Genomic DNA, 18,473 nt, shown 5'->3' with positions numbered 1-18,473 from the left:
CCATGACCGCTCAAGCCAACTTGCCCATGAAGCGTCCGCTGCTGCGCCGTGTTCTACAAGCTTTTGTCGATATTCGTGAACTGACGCTGATCGTTCTGATCGCCGCCATCATCATCGTGATGTCCAACGTTAATCCCTATTTCCTCAGCTTCTCGAACTTTCGAGCCGTGGCCGTGGGCATGGCCCCCACCGCGATCATCGTGATCGGTATGGCGATCCTACTTGCATCCGGCGGGTTCGATCTTTCCGTTGGATCGGTTATGGCTTTGTCTTCTACCGTCGTAGCCATGCTGCTTTTGACTGGTATGCCAATTCCGCTCGCTGTGGTATGCGGATTAGTGTTGGGTGGAATTGTCGGGGTAGTCAACGGTTTGCTCGTGACCGGCCTCGGGATCAATCCGCTTATCGCGACCCTCGGCACGATGTCGATCGCGCGAGGCATCGCTCTTGTCCTGACCGAAGGTTTTTCTGTCTCAAGCCTGCCGGCATCATTTGCCTGGATCGGCAAAGCTGACATAGGCGGCTTTCCGGTAATCGTCTTGTTCACCATTCTGCTCGTCGTTCTGTTTGACCTGGCCGTCCGCCATACGCGCTTTTTCCGTCAGGTCTATTTCATCGGCGCCAATGAAAAGGCCGCGATGTTGTCAGGCATCCATGTCACACGCGTACGTATCATTCTGTACGCACTGACCGGTATTCTGGCTGCTTTGGCGGGTGTATTGCTGGCCTCCCGCCTGATGAGCGGCACGCCCACGGCAGGAAACGGTATCGAACTTCAGGTTCTGGCAGCGGCTGTCATCGGTGGCGCATCTCTACGCGGCGGCGAAGGTACTATTCTTGGTGCTTTCCTCGGCGTCGTTTTCGTTGCGTTGATCAACAACACTATGACGATGCTGGCTGTATCGATCTACTGGCAGATGATCGTCATCGGCGGTGTACTCGTTACAGCGGTCGCCTTGGACATGCTGATCCGAAGCAAACGGGGCTAATCCCGAAGCTTTCCAAAACTCAACAACAACCAAAGATCCAAAACAGGGAGACTACGATGACTGAATTGAACGTGAATCGGCGCAGGCTGCTGACAGCGGGCACCACCGCTGGATTGGCCGCAGCGTTCGGACTGCCCATGCTGTCCAAAGAAGCCATGGCGCAAGCGGCCGGCAAGGAGTATGTGTTCCTGTCCATCGTCACGCAGGTGCCGTTCTGGGTGGACTATCGAAATGCAATGGAAGACCTTGAGGAACTGATGGGCATCAAGGCCACATTCACGGGCCCCTTGGATTTTGACACGGCCGCACAAGCACGCCAATTGGATGAACTGATCGCTAGACGTCCCGCAGGCATCCTTATCTTCCCCGGTGATCCGGCCACTCTGGCTCCCGGCGTCGAACGTGCGGTCGAGGCGGGCATTCCGGTCACATGTTGTATTGGCGATATTCCCGACAGCCCCCGGTCCACATTCCTTGGTATCAACGGCGTTCAGGCAGGACGTGTCGGCGGTGAAATGCTCGCGCAAGCGATTGGCGGGAAAGGCAAGGTTATCCTCGGCACTTTCCCTGCCCCCTCCACGTTGGAGCGGGTCGAGGGGTACAAACAAATCTTTGCTGAGAAATACCCAAATATCGAGGTCGTCGACGTCGTCAACGATAAGGCCGACCCGTCCTATGCGCCGACAGCCTACCTTCAGGCAATTCAGGCGAACCCGGATATTGTTGGCATTGGCGGCACGGACGGCGACAGCGGCAAAGGCGCGGCAATTGCCGTCAATGAGGCGGGACGCAAGGACATCAAGATCGTCGCGATGGACCGAAATGATGATATGCTTCCCTATATCGAAGACGGCACAATTCACGGCGCTGTGGCTCAGAAATCCTATCTTGAGATCTTTCTCGCCTTCCACATGATGCATTGGCAGAACACTGACGCGCTGAAGGTCTTGCCCGATTGGAAGGCGGCTGGCATCAATCCTTTGCCAGAGCGTGTTGAAACCGGGGTTATGCCGATTACGGCCGAAAACGTCGTCCAGTTCAAACACACCTAAGCGATTGTCCCGGCGCATTCTGTCGCGCCGGGAACCGATAGGAGGGGGTACATGTCGGACAGATGGAGCGTTCTTCACCTGCAGCAAAACGATCTGCGGCTGACACTCCTGCCCGGCATCGGGGGCCGCTTATGGGACATAAACTTCCAAGGTCGCTCCCTCCTATTTCAGAACGCAGATCTCATCGGGTTGGATGTCGATGACACACGGCTTGCTGATCTGCCCACACGCTCTCCACAATTTGGTTTTCCGCTCTGGGGCGGCGAGAAGACGTGGATCGCCCCGGATGCATCATGGATAAACGGCGCTCCGTTTCCCGTGTTGGACAGCGGCTCTTACCAGATCACTTCAAGAAGCAGCACTCGTATCGACGTGACCAGCGCAGTATGCCCGACCTCGCACTTATCGGTGTCGCGCCGCATCACGCTGACCTCGGCGGAAAGCTGGGAAATAGAACACATCGTGGTCAACCATGGGGCCTCCTCGCGCCTGACCGGCATTTGGTCAGTCATGATGCTTAACACCCCCACCAAGATCGGTGTCGAATTGGAAGACCCTGCATTTTATCCTGTTTTTGGCTCTGCCGAAGGGATGATAGCTACGCACGGCAAAGGCATTGTTGTGGATTGCAACAGACAGCAGGAATTCAAGGTCGGGGTACCGAACCCCAACGGTCGTACATTGATACGGTGCGGCGCTGATACCCCTTTGCTGATGTGCTCAGTACCAAAACCACAACAGGGTGATCAATTTGCACACGACTATCCGTTTGAGGTCTTTAATTCAGCCGATTACGCCTATTGCGAAGCGGAGTGGCACTCCCCGGCACGCAAGCTCGCACCGAATGAAACGCTGAGTTTTCGGCAAAAGTTTCACGTTTTGGCGGACGAGAATGCACCCCAAATGCCATTGGGCCTCACAATCAACAAGGAATTCCTGTCATGCATGTCTTGATCACAGGCGCTGGTGGGCATCTCGGCCGCAAACTTTTCGACGCGCTAGAAAGCGAACCAGACTACGTCGTTTCCGGCATCGACATTCGCCCCGTAGATCATCCCGACATACACACTGCAGACCTGTCCGACGACAGCAGTTGGGTCAGTTTGCTAAAGGGAGTGGACGTTATCGTGCATCTTGCCGGAGACCGAGAGCCCTCCGCCACTTGGGCCTCCGCGATCAAACACAATATGGATGCAACGCTTTCTCTCTATCACCATGCGGCAGCCATGGGCGTCAGCCGCGTGGTTCTTGCCAGCTCCAACTGGGTTCACGGCGACAAAAGGTTCACGCATGAGGTGCTCAACAGCACGACACCACCAGGGCCAGTAAACGCCTACGGCATGTCAAAGCTATTCTGTGAACGGACAGGGGCCCATTTCGCCGAGCATCACGGACTGTCGGTCATCTGCTTGCGCATCGGCTGGACGCAATGGACTCACGGCAACCAACCCGGCACACACATGGCGATGGGCCGGTGGGGTCAGGAAATGTGGTTGAGTGATCGGGACTTTCTAGGCGGAATGCGCGCCGCAATAGATGCCAAGGATATTTCCTTCGCAGCCCTGAACCTAATGTCAGATAACCCAGGTATGCGCTGGGACATCACCGAAACACGACAAGCGATTGGCTATTCTCCAAAGGATGGAAGCCCCGCAAAAATAACAGTGGGCATTTCCTTGAGATCAATGCTGCAGCAGCTGTTTACAGTCCGGCTCCCCAGCTATTTCACAACACGTTTTCCGGATTGGTAGAGTACAAGGCCCGGGTATTGTTTTCGCGTCGCGCAATCAGTTTCCGAAACCTCACATCGAAGTAAGCGCTGAAAAGGTCAGCGTTGTCCTCTTCGCGGTCGACGGACAGCGACATAACGAGCGCCAGATTTGGCAACCATTGATGTTTGATACTTCGATAACAAACCGCAAACGTCGCTGAACGGGTGTTATCTGAAGCGATCTCTGGTTGAGTGCGAGCCTTATCTGCGGACCGAACGAACCATCATTTCAACCCCTCAGATAACCGTCATTGATCCAATGTGCATAGAACGCCTGCGATGAGCCCACACCGGTAAATTCACTTTTTGTGCTGCGAGTGCGCACAGAGTAGATTCTGCCGCGCCAGCAAAAAAATCTGGTGCCGCGTTGCAGCTGCAGAACCCGCCACTCACGTTCCGCGCATTGCAATTTGCCGGCCTAGGTTTAGCACCCATTGATTTCTGCAGGGTTGATTGATTCTCGGTTCGAAAAACGAGCGGTGAACATGTCTGATCTGTTTTGACGGACCGGCGCCCAGATGGCGCGTCTTGAGCCTTTCTTCCCAAAGTCTTACGGCAAACCCCGTGTCGATGACCGGCGTGTATTGAGCGGGAAAGTCTTCTTTAATCGCAATGGTTTGCGCTGGCGCGATACGCGGGTGCATCCCAAGCCGGAAGCAGCGGATAATACCAGTGAAGAACGACAAGCTTCGCTACAAACGTCGCAATCGGATCTAGATCATGTTTGGAAGGCTGAAAGATCGGCGGCGAGTGGCAACCCGATAAAACAGGTGCCCAAAGGTGTTCCTCTCAGCCATAGCACTGGTAGCTAACATCATCTACTGGCTATGATTCCTGACCTAAAGAAGGCTAGACCGGTTGACCTAAAATCGACCTTACTGGCTATCGTTTCGAAGCATAGAAAGAGCATCCGTTTGAGTCGCGACCCCGCAACACCAGTTTATAATCGTCAACACGAGCATTTAAGTTCACCTTACCAACCAAAAGCCCAAAGTTGGTCACAGCAGATACGGAACGCCCCTTGAGAGTCGCGCTTACGCGTCCACGCAATCCCTGTGAATTTGACAGAGTCCCGGTATAGTTTCGGCCCCCGGCGTGTTGCATAGCGAAGATTCCGGTAATCTTAAGTCTGCCCAGTCGGCTTCTTGAACCGCAATTCGTAGTATAGCGCCAGTTCCCGGACATATTCTGCGGACCAATTGCTAGAACCGGCGGCGGTTCGTATAGCTTTGCATTGTCTTCCGAGCGTAACCATTCTTCTAAATCGCCTTGAGATTGCGTCTTTAGAGTTGAGAGCTGGACCTTGTTCAAATAACCCGTCGGTTCTGCGCTGACCGTGGTCTGCCATGCTTGGATAGCCGAACGCGTTCCTTTTCCCAACACACCATCTACGCCATTGGGGTCGTGTCCGATCACCATCAGCCGAGCCTGGATATCCCGAATAGCTTGTTTGTCCAGGCCCAGGCCCTTTTCGGTACTTTCTGAGCCGACAGGTAGCGTAACAGCAGCTTCAACCCCGATGGCCCCCGCATCACTGTCATTCTCTGCCGGCGACGGCGTCACCTCTAAAAGAGACAGGCGACCGGCGTCGGACAGTTTCAATTGATAGGGTGAGCCGCTATTTTGATAAGGCGCACATTTTTCAAGAGCAGCAACTATTCCCAGATACTGCAAACGATCCTCAGAATTTGGTTTCTTTGGCTCTATGATCTCAGGGAGATCGGCTAGGTTGCCGCCCGCGTCTGTAGAAAACCCAATTAGCATGCGGACACCAGATCGATCTGCAATTGCGGACGTCAGGCAGGCTTCTTTGTCATTTGACCCGAGCTGTGCCTGGGCTTGATCAAGATCGTCGAGGGTTTCAAGGGCTGCTGTCAGTCTCTGTTCGAAAGCGCCAAACACGATCCCCTTATAATTTTCTCCAAGCAAGACACTGACGGCGGCATCTGAGGCTGGAAAGTCATCTACAATACGCTGAACTTTGGCGACTGCAGCACGTAGTTCATCTACGGAAGCGTTCTCGTTCGCTTGTACGGCTTTCAAATCCGTCAGTACTGCGTCCAAGTCGTGTTGGGCGAGGGCGAAGCCACACAAAGCAAGCCAGATGACACCGGACCACACGAGATTAACTCTTGATCTAAACACATCGGTCACCGTTTCAGTTCACAATCAAAGATCGCTGACCGACCGTTCAACGACTGCATAGTGGCAGAAAAACGGGCGGTGCTTTTTCCGTCGAGTTGTTCAAGGGCGCTGGCGTCAAGCCGACACGTTACGTTGATACTAGGTCCTGAATAGTCCCGCCCCACACTGGCAGTTGTGTCGAACCACTGCTCCCAAGTGCCCATTTCGGCGCGAGCGGCGTCTCGGACAGGTTTCAGGACATCGGTCGGATCATGTTCATGCGAGATGATTACCGTTCCATCCTGAAAGTTCATATTCGCGGTGGCGAGTTGTAGTGTGACCCCCTGTGACAGAAGGGATATCGCGCGGGCTTTGTTGTACTGAAGCAGGTCGCCGACGTTTTGGATCACGTATTGTCCCGTGAACACATCGTCCATGTGCGCCGCCCAGTTCTGCTCGATCTCTTGCCGGATCGCGGCAATCCTGGCTTGCTGCCTCGCTTTCTCCGCTTGGGCCGCTTGCTCTGCGCGCAACCGTTCCGCTTGGCGGATGGCTTGGGCCCTTGACTGGTTGGTTGCAATCACCTGTTGGCGGATTTCATTGGTAATTGGATTTTCCTTAAAACACTCAGAAATGCCCGAAAGCCACGGGCGGAATCCGCAACCCGGCAAGATGCGATAAAGATCCCCGCCCGGGATAGGCCGATCGGTATCAACAAACGGCTTTATTCGGGGATGGTTAGAACGTGCGAAATTGATTGAATAAACCTTAAAACGCGAAACTTCCTTGCGAATGCTGACGCGCTGACGCTCTTTCTCGCAATCCGCAAGAGCGATCCGCTGAGCCTCTTCCATGACCACTTTATGCACCTCGGGGTTTGCCAGCGGAATGCTCGCATCCACAATCAAAAGAAGCGGAGAGACATCGTGTACTGCATCCGAGACGGCGATACATTCTTTGCCGTAGCCGACAGTGCCATCTGACAGGTTGGTCGCATATCGGACCGTGACGTCACTCGGTCTGAGTTCAAATGCGGGCACTCCGGCAACGGCGGGATATCGTGCGTTAAAAATCGTCCGCCACCCTTCGTCTTCGCCGGAATACCAAGTCAGGACCCCTTGTCCTTCAATCAGCCCATTCTCGCACGCGCCGCTCCACCGGGTGCTTGGGTCCGCCGTTTTTTGCATGTACCTGAGCCAACCTTCTGGACGCTCAACACAGGCTTTGCATCCGTTGGAGGTGGTTACCCATTCGGCCGCGCAGTTAGGAATTGCTGCGGGTGTCGAAGATATCTCTGCTCCTGCGGGTTGAATTGGACGAGACTCGCTGTCTCGGCTGCCACATGTTTCTGGCATTAGTCCTTCCAAGCCGGTGCAATTTCCGACCCACCATGCCTCTGTAGCTTGTATGACAATATCACTCGGTCTCCAGTCACCTTCTTGCTCGGTGAGGAAACCGGAAACAACATGGGCGTTCCCAACACCAAAATCGACTGCGCCACGACCAGCCGCAGGCGTTGAGCGGATGTCGATGGGCACGCCGTTTGGTCTTTGCGCCGAGAACTCGACATAGGCTTTGCCGTTTAGCACGCGCATAGTGTTCACAACGAATTCAACAGGCGGTCCGAAGTGTTCTTCGGCGATCGGTCTTACAGCCTCAAGGATGTTTTTTCGAAGTTCCGATCCGCGTTCCGGTTCAAAGTGAGCGGTTTCAGTCTCTTTGTACCCAACCTGGCATTCCACCTGCCACTCTCTCTTGTACTGATGTACCTGGTTCTGAACAGAAAAAACACAGGGTGCTTGGCTGCCTTGGCGTGCGAACAGGAACACTTCGGTGTCATCCAGGGTCAAAACCATCGCATGACTTGCTGTGTCGAAAGACGCGGTTACCTGAGTATTCGGGACAAGTCCCGACGAGCCGTCTCCATTGTCTGACCATACATTACATTGCAACTTGGGCAGCAGCGCATCCCAAGTTGTTATGCCGTATTCAGAAGGCGCACCTGCACCTTGGGGCACCCAATGCGTGCAGTTCACGGACAGGTCATCCGAGATTTCCACATTGAAGCCTGTGGACCGCAGCTCGCCATCGTTCGACAATGCGGCGACCTGGTCGAGTTCCTCTTTTTGGAACACAAATGTGATCCCACTTGAGGTTCCATCTTCAGTTGGCGCGGAAGCGGCTTTCGCCCCGCCGACTTCTGTTTTCAGGTCTTCACAGCGCTTGTAAAGCGCGGGTTCAAGATTGCCGAAGGTATTCTCCTGACTCAGAAAGACGAACTCGGAGTTGGAACGCAGGTCTAAACGCCAACTTGCTTCCCTTGTCGCATCGACCCAACTACAAGACCCGCGAAACAGGGTTACGCCGTTTCGAATGTCGGTACGCCTGGTTTCGCATGGATTTTCGTGACCCAGTGTTATGCCGGTTCCATTTATGAAGATCTGTTCCCAAAGCAGATCCCAGTTCTCGTGTTGCTCGCATTGTGCCAGGTCGCGAACATACTTGCCCGCAAGTAGTGGCGTGTTTGCAGCCACACCATTTGGAACTTGCTTTCCTGAACAGGGCATTTCAAATCCGTCGGCAGCAACAATTGCTGCGGCTGTCGCGCTATCTGGTTGCCCGGTTGCCGGCAGGCATCGCTCTGCTTGAAAAGCCATTAAGGCGTTTCGTGTTTGGGGGCCGGGATATCCGTCCATTTCACCCGCATTGTAGCCAAGGACATTGAGTATCGTTTGAAGGCTGTCCGGGCGCTCCCGCAACACCTGATGTGAAAGATCCACATTATCGCTCGGGTCTCTTATTGAGAGGCCAATGGGTGTGCGCTTTAAGGTCCCGCCTGTTGCCGGCCCGATTTCAAGGAACGTTACAGCGTTGCCGAGGATCGGGCACGCCCTGCAACCGTCGATGATGGTTTCAACTAAGACAAAACGCTGCGTCCCATCTTCCAACAATCGATTAGACCGAATTTGCGCCGATCTACTGATTGCCTGCGGGAACTGCCCCAACATCTTTCGGCTCGTTGGATCAGTGAATACTGCCGCAAGGTCGTTGGTCGTCTCTAGAGTGATTTCCCCAACAGAACCGTTCAGCAAGATCGGCCAGCGATGTGGCGAAGCTCCATTGAACTCGACATGGGCCACATCAATCTCGCCTGCCTCGAGAAAGTCCTTGGCGAAGACTTCGCCAACCAAATCTCCGGCCACGGCAAAAGAGAAATCGATTGCGTCTTTACCAAGTCCTTTTTCTTCCAAACAGCGCCTAATGTCAGTGCGATCACCGCAAGGGCGATAACCTAATTCAACGGTGTCTGCCGGAACAATTGACGGCCCCCATCTTTGCCCATCTGCCACGATGATCTCTTCTGTCGCGTCGCCGCCATCTGGCAGTGGTAAATCTATGAGATAGGCGCTTAGCCACCCAAGGTCGTGTGCTTGACGTACATTTTCCATAGCCCGGTAAAGAACGTCGATGTCATGGAAGTAGGTTTTTGTCGCGTTGTTAAGCGGATTCAAGGTGAGTATGTTTGATGCTTCAAAGATGTTTTCAACTTCAATGTCATTTGCCGGCGCAACGCCGCTGAGCTGATCCTGCGGATGCCGGAATCGCTGCAATGGTGCCTGCGGGTTTGCGATCAAATTGGCAACTCCCAGAACACTCAGCTCTGGCAGGCCAACAGGCGCGGAGTTGAAAACATATGCGGGAACATCAATGACGCGGCGACTCGCTTGAGCCAGGCGCCCTCCCAAAGAATGGCCTGTCAGTACTAGGTTCGGGTGATTCTCTCTGAATGCGACCGCCAGAGAAATTGCATCAATGACTTGCTCACCTGCAAGCGGGACCGGAATAACAGTGCTGCCGTTTGTGATCCAATCCCCAGTTGTTGTCGAACCTCTGAATGCCAGAACAGCAAGGTTCCCTTTGGTGAACAGAGACGCTTTCGCGCCGCCCACGATGAATGAATCTGCTGCCGGTATGTCACTTTCAGTCCATCCCAATTGGCGGGCACGTTCCTTCGCTGTTTGGCCATCCTCATGGTCGTAGGTCGCGGCTGACAAAAGTGCATAGACCGCGGCGTTACCAACAGAGCGCATGACATCAATATCGTTATCGTAAGCCGCAAGAAGGTCGCGTGCGATGCCACGTTTTCCTTCGTTCCAACCGACCGGGATGAGTTCGTCAAAATTTACATTTGGGATTGTGCGGCGCTTGATCAGTCCAGCGAGACGGTGATCAGGGTAATTTGCCGAAACCTGACTGAAGAGTTGAAGTACTTGAAGCAAGCTTTCTGCTCGCTTCTCGCCGTCTTGCTCCATAGCAAGACGATGGGTTTTGAGCGCTTCAACAAATAGCTCGTTAACGTCCTCTGAGGTATTTTGAGCAAAAACCCCAGAGCAAAACACAATTGAAAAAATCAGGCACCCCAAATACGGAAGAGGCTTCATCTGAACTAACCTCGGAAAAAATTTCGTCTCTTCAAGCATCCTATGTAGGGAACGATCGTTATCCGCAAAAATCAACTGTTATCAGACAATATTGAAATATAGCACCTGACCGCCGACAGACTGCGCAGACGCAAGCGCGCAGTGAAGCTAGTGCACTGATGGCGATTCAGCTGGAGCCGACCAAATGCATCTCTGACGCGCTGGAGGACGGTCATATGTTTCGAGGGGTGAATGTTTGATGACTTCAGCCGGGGGTTCTGCGATGGCATCTGATAGACAATACACAACACCCTCCGGGCATGCTGAACGCGGACCTCCTGTCCGCACACGTGAATTTAGCGAGCTTTGTAATGCCGATTTTACAGTCGGTTGTCGTCTTGGCTGAGCGATGCAAAAAAAACTCTTTGCACTAACCTACAAGGATCGTTGCAGCCCGTGGTATCCGCAACGAAAATAGAAGACACCGCGCGAGATCAATTGGACCAACACTATGAAACAGAGAGGCGTGGCGGTGGAGCTTTCCGAGTTAAGAGTCAAGATATGACAACACTGTGCTATAGCTTGGTGGCGAACTTGAGGACGCCCTAAGCATTGCTGAGAAGATCGACATTTGAACGATATTGGCAGACGGCGTCTGCCGTTCGCCAGTTCAGACCGGACCTACGGTCGTACCGCCGCAATAGTTCGGTTCGAGGCCAAGGACAAAACCGCTTCCAAGGTATTGATGGATGTCGCTGATGTTTCGCCTTGCTGTGAGCGGCGAAATAGCGGTTTGGATTTGAACCCCCGGGATGGCCGACAATGACCGTTCTGGCGACTTGGGCTGCAACGCAGATTTGTTGGTGCTGCACGAGCGAAGCGATGCTGCGTTAGCAATAACCGCTGCTGCAAAAGGCTGCTCTGTCCGCTGCCCTGCCATCTGTGAAGCGCCTGGGAACGTCCGGAATACGCGGATTACGACGTGCTGCGCATGCAAAAGGCGAAAGCTTGGTCGACGGCAGCAATGGGCTCTACGCACCAGCTCGGGCCCGTCGCAGAGAAAGTCGGCAGCGAGCCCACTTTGACCGATACTGCAATCAGCAACAACTGGAAGAAAGGGCGGGAAGCAGAAGTTCGCTGCGAGTGCAAAGATTATCTCATCGGGAGCCAAGAGCAGACCTTTGTCTGTCCATCACACACCCATTCGGTATCGATGAACTTTGTTTTGATCTCGTCTGGAGGTTCGTCCACTTCACAACCAACGCACCTCCTCCTTGGAAGCGCATGCCTCTGAACGAATTATTACAAACCCTATAGAAAATCGTCAGGGCTTGGCGGGTCCTGACCAACCTGCAGCTATCATTGCACTGATCAGCTCTTGAACTGGCTGTGGGTCTACAAACACCCGAGCCTTTAGTTTTTCGAGGGGGAAGCTTGGCCAAGTGTCCGAAAATACTCTTGCAAGCCGCTGTGCCTCAGCTTGTTCTCCGTTCCTCCAGTGGGCTGCCATAAGGTAAGCTGCGGAAATTGGTCCGAACGGCCCACCGCGAGATATTGTTTTATCAAACGTTCGGATTGCGGCAGCATAGTCTCCCGTGTGGAACTGAGCCGCACCCAATGCGTTGTCAAAAACTAGCCCTCCACCGTTTTGGGCCAGTGCTCTATATCTCACTGATTGCGACAGAACCCGATCAAAATCGGACGTGTAAAGGGAGATCAGGGCGTCGAATTCAGCAACATGTGAATCATCGGGTGCCAAGTCTACGGCCCTTTGGGATAATCCAACCGCGCTTTCATAATTGCCCACCCCAAATTCAAACCAGGCTCGCGCTGAAAGCGGCCAAGGTGCATTCGGAGCCATTTCCAAAGCGTAAGCACTATTCTTGTCCGCTGCGTGCAAAAACTCGTCTGAACCGGGCTTGCCCGATTGCATAATGGCGAGCATTGTTTCGACCTGAGAAGCACCAGCATATCCCCCGTAATATAACGGGTCTCGTTCAATCGCTGTTTTAAAAATCAACAACGCGGGCTGAAGCCGGGCCAGATCCGTAACAGGGAAAATCAGATCCCGGCCTGCGTCGCTTAGGTTCATTGCCTCGACACGGGCAGGTGACACGTCGTAGATTGCAGTTTTGCCGGTTTTGGGTGCTACAGATTGCGAATTGCGGCCAATCAGGACACCAAAAAGAATGCTGACTATTAATAGTGAAAGCGAGATAACGACTGCGGTAGCCCGTCGCCTTCCGCGTAAGCTTCGTCTGCTTCGACTGGAGCCCGGCAAAAATTCGGGTGCGTAACCCCCGACGGGCAGTGAGATAACCAATTCGTCAGCAATCCCTTTACCGTCATAATAAGATTGCAGCTTTCGCCGAACACGCCCGGCATCCACACGCACGACGCCCTCGCGTTTCAATAACTCATCCGCGTCGTATCCATAAACATCCATCGCAATGGTCTTGGCACGTATTTCGTCGGAACGACCCTCCAGCGTTTCCGTCACCACGTAAGATAGGAATGATCGCATGCGGGCGGATCCTTTGAATTCATCCGACCTCAGAACCTTGTCCAACGCGGCACGCAACTGCTCGCCCGAGAACGATTGAGTACCAGTCTGGCCCTGATTGCCCACGCTGACGTTCAAAAACTATCCTTTCACAATAAGGGTTTGACGTCACGTTGCTACCGTAGCATGCGGCTTGAAACGTGCAATACATATTCTTTTGGATGCATGCTTAGAGGGAGAATGCCTAAAAAGCGCTGCCAATGACGGATGATGAATTCTTTGAATCTCAATTTCCCAAAGCGGGTCGTCTGCTACGGAACCTGCGGGAAAAAGACCAAGAGTTCGATCAAATTTGTCGCGACTACAAAGAGGTCTTCGCAGAAATGGCGATGCCGCCAAAGTCGCATTCAGTTCTACAGATGCGCTATCTCGCGGATCTGGCAGAAAGCCTCTCGGACCTGCGCAGCAGTATTGACGGACACCTGCGGGCTCAGGGCGCGCGTGCGGAATCGGTACGGAACAAAGATTTGGAGGTTTGACATGAAACTTAGATATATCTTGCCTACGTTGTTGATTGGTGCTGGCTCCGTGCTTGCTCAGGAAACCCCAATTGTTCATGACGGCGAGTTTGAATTCCTCCGCGCGCAGTTTGGTGAGGCATGGGATGCACAAGACGTTGAAGTCGACGCCAAGCTGGCCGAAATTCGTGCGGCCAATGGCGATAAGCCCCCTAACCTCCTCTACATCCTGATTGATGACGTCAGCTTTGGTCAGATGGGTGACCGCAAGATGAATTACGTCATGGGGATCGAGACACCCAGCATCAATCAATTGGCCACCGAAGGTTTGTCGCTGATGCGCATGTATACCGAACCTTCCTGCACTCCCACACGCACTGCCATGCTGACCGGGCGCCACCCAATTCGCGCCGGTGTGGAAGAGGTCAAAGTGGCTTTGGTCGGAGAGGGCCTTCCGGCCAGCGAAGTGACATTGCCGGAGATACTGAAACAGGTCGGCTACAATACGGCGCATGTCGGAAAATGGCACCAAGGCGACATTGAACAATCGTACCCACATAACCAAGGGTTCGACTGGGCCGCATTTCCACTACACCAGCAAGTACAGCTGAGCCTCATGACCCCCGAGGCAATGCGGTCCAACACTATGCTCGGCTATGTGCCCGAGGGGCAGAACAATCAGTTCCTGCTGGATGAACGGTTCAAGCCATACGGCCTTGTCACCGGTGTCGAGGCCGAAGCCGGTGGACCCGCCCAGGAAGTAGAAATGTCAGCCGGTGAAGTGTGGACGCAGACCAAATATGAAGAGATGAACGAACGATATCAACGGCAGGCGTTGGAGCAACTTGAACGCGTCGCTTCCGAGGATGCGCCATTCTTCTTACAATACTGGCCGCTTTACCCGTTGAACTTCGTCTACCCGGATCAGGCAATTTCACGAAATGGCGGTTTTCATGCCGACAAGCTGCAACTGCTTGATGGTTGGATCGGAGATCTTTTGGCCAAGCTTGAAGAATCTGGCAAAGCGGACAACACAATTGTTGTTTTGATGGCGGATAATGGCCTGATGTATCACTACGAAGGCTCATCCGGTCTGAACCAGCTGATCTATCGCGGTGGCAAAACCCAGCATCTTGAAGGCGGCGTAAGAACCGATGCGTTCATTCGCTGGCCCGGTGTGATCGAAGCCAACAGCGCAGCCGGTGACATCTTTCACGTCTCAGATATCTTCACCACGATGGCGCGAATTGCCGGAGCCACAGACTTTATCCCAAGGGACCGCGTAATAGACGGCATCGACCAGACGGCCTTGCTGTTGAACGGCGAGGGAAATGGGCGGCGCGACTATGTCTATATCTACGAAGGACCTGTCTTGCGCTCGGTCGTCAAGCAGGAGTTCAAGATGCATCTTCCTGCCCCCGGTCAACCCGGCGCGGCTGCTCCGACTTATAATATTTATAGGGACCCCCGAGAGGAACACCCTTTGGTGGGCTACTCGCTTTGGGCCGGGGCATCTTTTCAAGATATGATCAAGCGTCACCAGAAGATGATCGCCAAGTATCCGCATTCAGAGATTGGCAAAGGTACACCTTATGAAGGCATTGAAAACCTGCGCCCGGAATCCGAACTGACCCGCGACGTATTCACGAGTTGGCAGTGAGATCACAAATTTAGTAATTATTCGAATATATCGATGTTACTGATGGTAATCACATCGAAGTCAAAAACCGAAGCTCGGCTTCGAACCCTGGGGGAGATGGAATGAAACTACAATGGCTTATGGTTTTGTGTGCAGGCATTGCCGCCCCACCTTTGCAGGCTCAGGACGACCCTATTCAACACGATGCTGAGTTTTATATTCTGCAAGCCCAACGCGCGGAACAATGGGTGCAGGATGACGCTGCCGTTGATCAGGCTTTGGCCGCTTTTCGTGACGGCAACAATGGGCAACCCCCAAATATCGTCAGCGTTCTGATTGACGATATGGGCTTTGGCGATATGGGTATACCCGAGCTCAACGCTGTCCGTGGGTACGACACTCCGAACATCAACGACTTTTCGGACGAAGCGTTGCGTATGGTTCGGATGTATACTGAACCGTCCTGCACCCCGACTCGCGTGGCACAAATGACCGGCCGCTTGCCCGTGCGTATGGGAATGGGTGATACGACCGTCGATATCGCTGGCTTTGGATTGCCCGATAATGAAGTGACGCTGGCCGAAGTCTTGAAACAGGCAGGATATGCAACCAGCCACGTCGGCAAGTGGCATATGGGCGATATTGCCGAAAGCTGGGCGATGAATCAGGGTTTTGACTATGCCCAGCACGCCATCCACCAGCAGGGCCAGCTGACAATCTTTAATGATGATGCGATCAAAGAACAGGTCTCGGTCGCGATCCGGGACTATGAGGATAAATACACACTGGACGGCTGGTTCCGACCGGATGCCTCGGCGATGATGACCGTCATCGAGGGCGAGACCGGCGGCGCCATTCGCGAAATCCGCATGGAAGCCGGAGAACGCTGGAACGCCGAAAAATACGACGAAATGAACCAGGCGTTTCAGGATAAAACACTTCAGGAACTGGAACGCCTTGCAACTGGGGACGCGCCCTTCTTCCTGCAATATTGGCCGATGATCCCGCTGGACAATACCCGCGCCGGCCGTGACGGGCCGGAAAGCGCGAATGGCGGCTTGTATGTCGACAAGATGCAGCTACTGGATCAGTGGCTGGGTGATCTGTTCGCGCGCATGGATGATCTAGGGCTCAGCGAAAACACCATCGTTGTGGTTATGGGCGACAATGGGCATTTTACCAAATACGCGCCGCAATCCGGGTTTACCCCACTGATTTACGCGGGCGGTAAAGGCGACACGACTGAAGGTGGCGTGCGCGTGGACGCCTTCATCCGCTGGCCGGGCATGATTGAAGCTGACGGGTTGTTAAACAGCATCATTCATGTTTCGGACCTCTATACCACGATCTCGCGCTTTGCCGGGGCGGATGGATTCATCCCAAGGGATCGTCTGGTCGATGGTGTCGATCAGTCGGCGGCGCTACTGTTCGCGGATGAATCGAAAGCGCGACGCGATCACGTGATCATCTATTCGGTCGCGAAACCCGAGGCGATCGTTAAGGATCAGCTTAAGCTCAAACTGCCGGGACCCGGCGAGAGCGCAATTTTAGCAAAATTCTTCGATCTTTACCGCGACACCCGCGAAGAATACTCGGTCTCAACCGAAGTCGGGTCTTGGGGTGGGCAGGAATTCGTACGTATACTGGGCCGCCACAAGGCGCGGAAAGAGAAATACCCCGATACTCCGCCCGCCTACGGCATGCCTTATGAGGGGATTGAGAACATTCGTCCCGAGACACAGCAAGCCGTTGAAGCTTTCATGATCAAGCGCGCGTCGCCCCAGAAGTAGGCCTGTTCTTTCGTAATGAACCGCGAAGGACTGTAATCACCAAAATCGAGGATCTCAGCATGGTTGGTAGCATAATTTTCGCACTGGGATTGATCGTGTCACTCGGAATCGGGTTTGTCTATTTCCGCGACCTTGGCGATGTCTCGCAAATGCTGCTGAAAGTAAAGCGCGAGAATATGGTGCGCTTTATCCGGCATGAATACCGCCTGATTGGCATTGGCCTGGGCGGATTTGTAGTGGCAACCCTTGCACATTTCCTTTTGGGGGGCGGCCCTTTCTGGCTTTGGCTTGTAACGGCTGCGCTGACCTTGCTTCTTTATGGGTTTCCCTATGTGTGGGTGCATTTGGGCCTGAGAAACCAGCTCAACGACGCCCAGTATTTTTCTATCGAGGAAGCGCGAAAATATGTCGGTCCAACAGCGCCAGTCATCGTCATCGAACACAATGGTCACGCGCGCGCGCACCCGGATGCGCAGATCATGCGCCCTCATTTGGCGGGCGATGTAGATGGGCTGGGGGGCGAGGATGTGGTAATGACTTACTGCGCGATGGCCAATCTGGGTCAGGGGTACACACCGCGAATAGAAGGACGGCGCCTGAACCTTGAGGTTCTGGCCCAGCATGGCAACAACTTGATACTGCGTGACAACGACACGGGCGATCCGATCCAGCATATCTACGGTTTTCGCGAGGCGGATCGCGACCCCAACTCCGAGGGTCCTGCTTGCCCTCTCCGGCCCGAAGCGCAAATGAGGCCTTGGCCCACCTTTCGAATGACATTCCGCGGGTTTCAGAAAGCCTATCCAGAAGGTGAGGTGTTTCTGAACAAACCATCCACGAACCCTTTGCTGCGTCTGCTGGACATGATGACCGAGATCACCTTTGGCTGGGGCATCGGACGCCAACATCAGGAAGACGCTCCTGTGATGGACAACATGGATCGTTCAGACCACCGGTTGCCGAACAAAACCTACGTCTGGGGAATTACGATTGGTCAAGATGTCGCTTGCTGGACCGACGATTTCATCATCGAGAACAACTGGATCGTGACCGCCAAAGTCGGAGGACGGGATGTCGTGGTCAGCCTGGATCCGAAATATGAAAGCCTGGGCGTTTGGTATAACGACTCGGGTCAACCGGTGGCCAAATGCGATTTCTGGGGTCACTCGGATCAGGGTCAGCTAAAACGTGTAGAAACCCTGCGCGCAGGCGTATTCTGGCACGTTTGGTCCGAGTTTTTCCCGAACACAGATATCAATCGCGTCGGCAACAGTTCGATGGCGACGGAAGAAGCTGCGGAATGAAAATCAGGACCACACAATTTCAAACCAACGACAATTTATTGAAACTTGTATGTTTGTCGGGAGGAACAGAATGTTTTCGTCACTATGGGTGAAAAGTTGCTTATGCGCGGCAACGCTATCGGCATCGGCAGCCACAACGGCTGCGGCACAACAATCCGATTGGTCCTACGAGGCCACGATTTATCTGTTCATGCCGGAAACAGAAACATCCTTAAGCACCCCCATGGGGACACTGGACGGTACACTCAGTTTTTCTGATGCATTGGAAAACCTAGGGTCAGGACCCATTGATTTTCAGCGAGCGGCATGATTCACGGCTGAAAACCGAGCGGTGAACATGTCTGATCTTTTCTGGTTGACCG

11 protein-coding genes and 2 pseudogenes are annotated in these 18,473 nt (G+C 53.7%); 10 read left to right on the top strand and 3 right to left on the bottom strand.

The window, feature by feature from the left end; all coding sequences use genetic code 11:
- Positions 1-2 precede the first annotated feature (2 nt).
- From ACR0I0_RS19100 to ACR0I0_RS19075, 6 genes and pseudogenes are all read left to right on the top strand, one after another.
- Complete coding sequence (locus ACR0I0_RS19100) at positions 3-989, top strand: ABC transporter permease (protein WP_174818509.1); 987 nt, start codon at positions 3-5, stop codon at positions 987-989.
- A 56-nt stretch (positions 990-1,045) separates the two neighbouring features.
- Complete coding sequence (locus ACR0I0_RS19095; RefSeq protein WP_480492529.1) at positions 1,046-2,041, top strand: substrate-binding domain-containing protein; 996 nt, start codon at positions 1,046-1,048, stop codon at positions 2,039-2,041.
- Positions 2,042-2,092: 51 nt separating this feature from the next.
- Positions 2,093-2,995, top strand: coding sequence for a hypothetical protein (locus ACR0I0_RS19090; RefSeq protein WP_480492528.1), 903 nt, complete (start codon positions 2,093-2,095; stop codon positions 2,993-2,995).
- The gene (locus ACR0I0_RS19085) at positions 2,983-3,792 is read left to right on the top strand and encodes an NAD-dependent epimerase/dehydratase family protein (RefSeq protein ID WP_480492527.1); all 810 of its coding nucleotides are present in this window, start codon (positions 2,983-2,985) and stop codon (positions 3,790-3,792) included. The genes ACR0I0_RS19090 and ACR0I0_RS19085 overlap by 13 nt, the downstream gene beginning before the upstream one ends.
- Positions 3,793-4,330: 538 nt before the next feature.
- Positions 4,331-4,444, top strand: a pseudogene (locus ACR0I0_RS19080) (IS5/IS1182 family transposase); the annotation flags it as partial.
- Positions 4,443-4,643 (top strand): annotated as a pseudogene (locus ACR0I0_RS19075) (transposase); the annotation flags it as partial. The pseudogenes ACR0I0_RS19080 and ACR0I0_RS19075, both read left to right, overlap by 2 nt.
- Before the next feature lie 51 nt (positions 4,644-4,694).
- Here the strand turns inward: ACR0I0_RS19075 and ACR0I0_RS19070 are convergent.
- The 3 genes from ACR0I0_RS19070 to ACR0I0_RS19060 form a co-directional block, all read right to left on the bottom strand.
- A complete protein-coding gene (locus ACR0I0_RS19070) occupies positions 4,695-5,966 on the bottom strand; it encodes a peptidoglycan-binding domain-containing protein (RefSeq protein ID WP_480492526.1) in 1,272 nt (423 codons plus the stop codon).
- A complete protein-coding gene (locus ACR0I0_RS19065; protein WP_480492525.1) occupies positions 5,963-10,417 on the bottom strand; it encodes a Tle-like phospholipase domain-containing protein in 4,455 nt (1,484 codons plus the stop codon). The genes ACR0I0_RS19070 and ACR0I0_RS19065 overlap by 4 nt, the downstream gene beginning before the upstream one ends.
- A gap of 1,264 nt (positions 10,418-11,681) precedes the next feature.
- Positions 11,682-12,998: a tetratricopeptide repeat protein gene (locus ACR0I0_RS19060; protein ID WP_216600164.1), complete on the bottom strand. Its 1,317-nt coding sequence runs from the start codon at positions 12,996-12,998 to the stop codon at positions 11,682-11,684.
- A gap of 122 nt (positions 12,999-13,120) precedes the next feature.
- On the opposite strand from ACR0I0_RS19060, the gene ACR0I0_RS19055 reads away from it, so the two are divergent.
- The 4 genes from ACR0I0_RS19055 (at position 13,121) to ACR0I0_RS19040 (ending at position 18,111) form a co-directional block, all read left to right on the top strand.
- Positions 13,121-13,399: a hypothetical protein gene (locus tag ACR0I0_RS19055; protein WP_170347524.1), complete on the top strand. Its 279-nt coding sequence runs from the start codon at positions 13,121-13,123 to the stop codon at positions 13,397-13,399.
- Position 13,400: 1 nt separating this feature from the next.
- On the top strand, positions 13,401-15,038 hold the full coding sequence (locus tag ACR0I0_RS19050) for a sulfatase-like hydrolase/transferase (protein WP_171724061.1): 1,638 nt from the start codon (positions 13,401-13,403) through the stop codon (positions 15,036-15,038).
- A 101-nt stretch (positions 15,039-15,139) separates the two neighbouring features.
- A complete protein-coding gene (locus ACR0I0_RS19045) occupies positions 15,140-16,807 on the top strand; it encodes a sulfatase-like hydrolase/transferase (protein WP_171724060.1) in 1,668 nt (555 codons plus the stop codon).
- A 59-nt stretch (positions 16,808-16,866) separates the two neighbouring features.
- Positions 16,867-18,111, top strand: a complete 1,245-nt coding sequence (locus ACR0I0_RS19040) for a DUF3179 domain-containing (seleno)protein (RefSeq protein ID WP_171724059.1) — start codon at positions 16,867-16,869, stop codon at positions 18,109-18,111.
- The last annotated feature ends 362 nt before the right edge of the window (positions 18,112-18,473 follow it).

Source organism: Ruegeria sp. AG6 (assembly GCF_056541565.1).
This window is presented reverse-complemented; position numbering and strand designations above follow the sequence as displayed.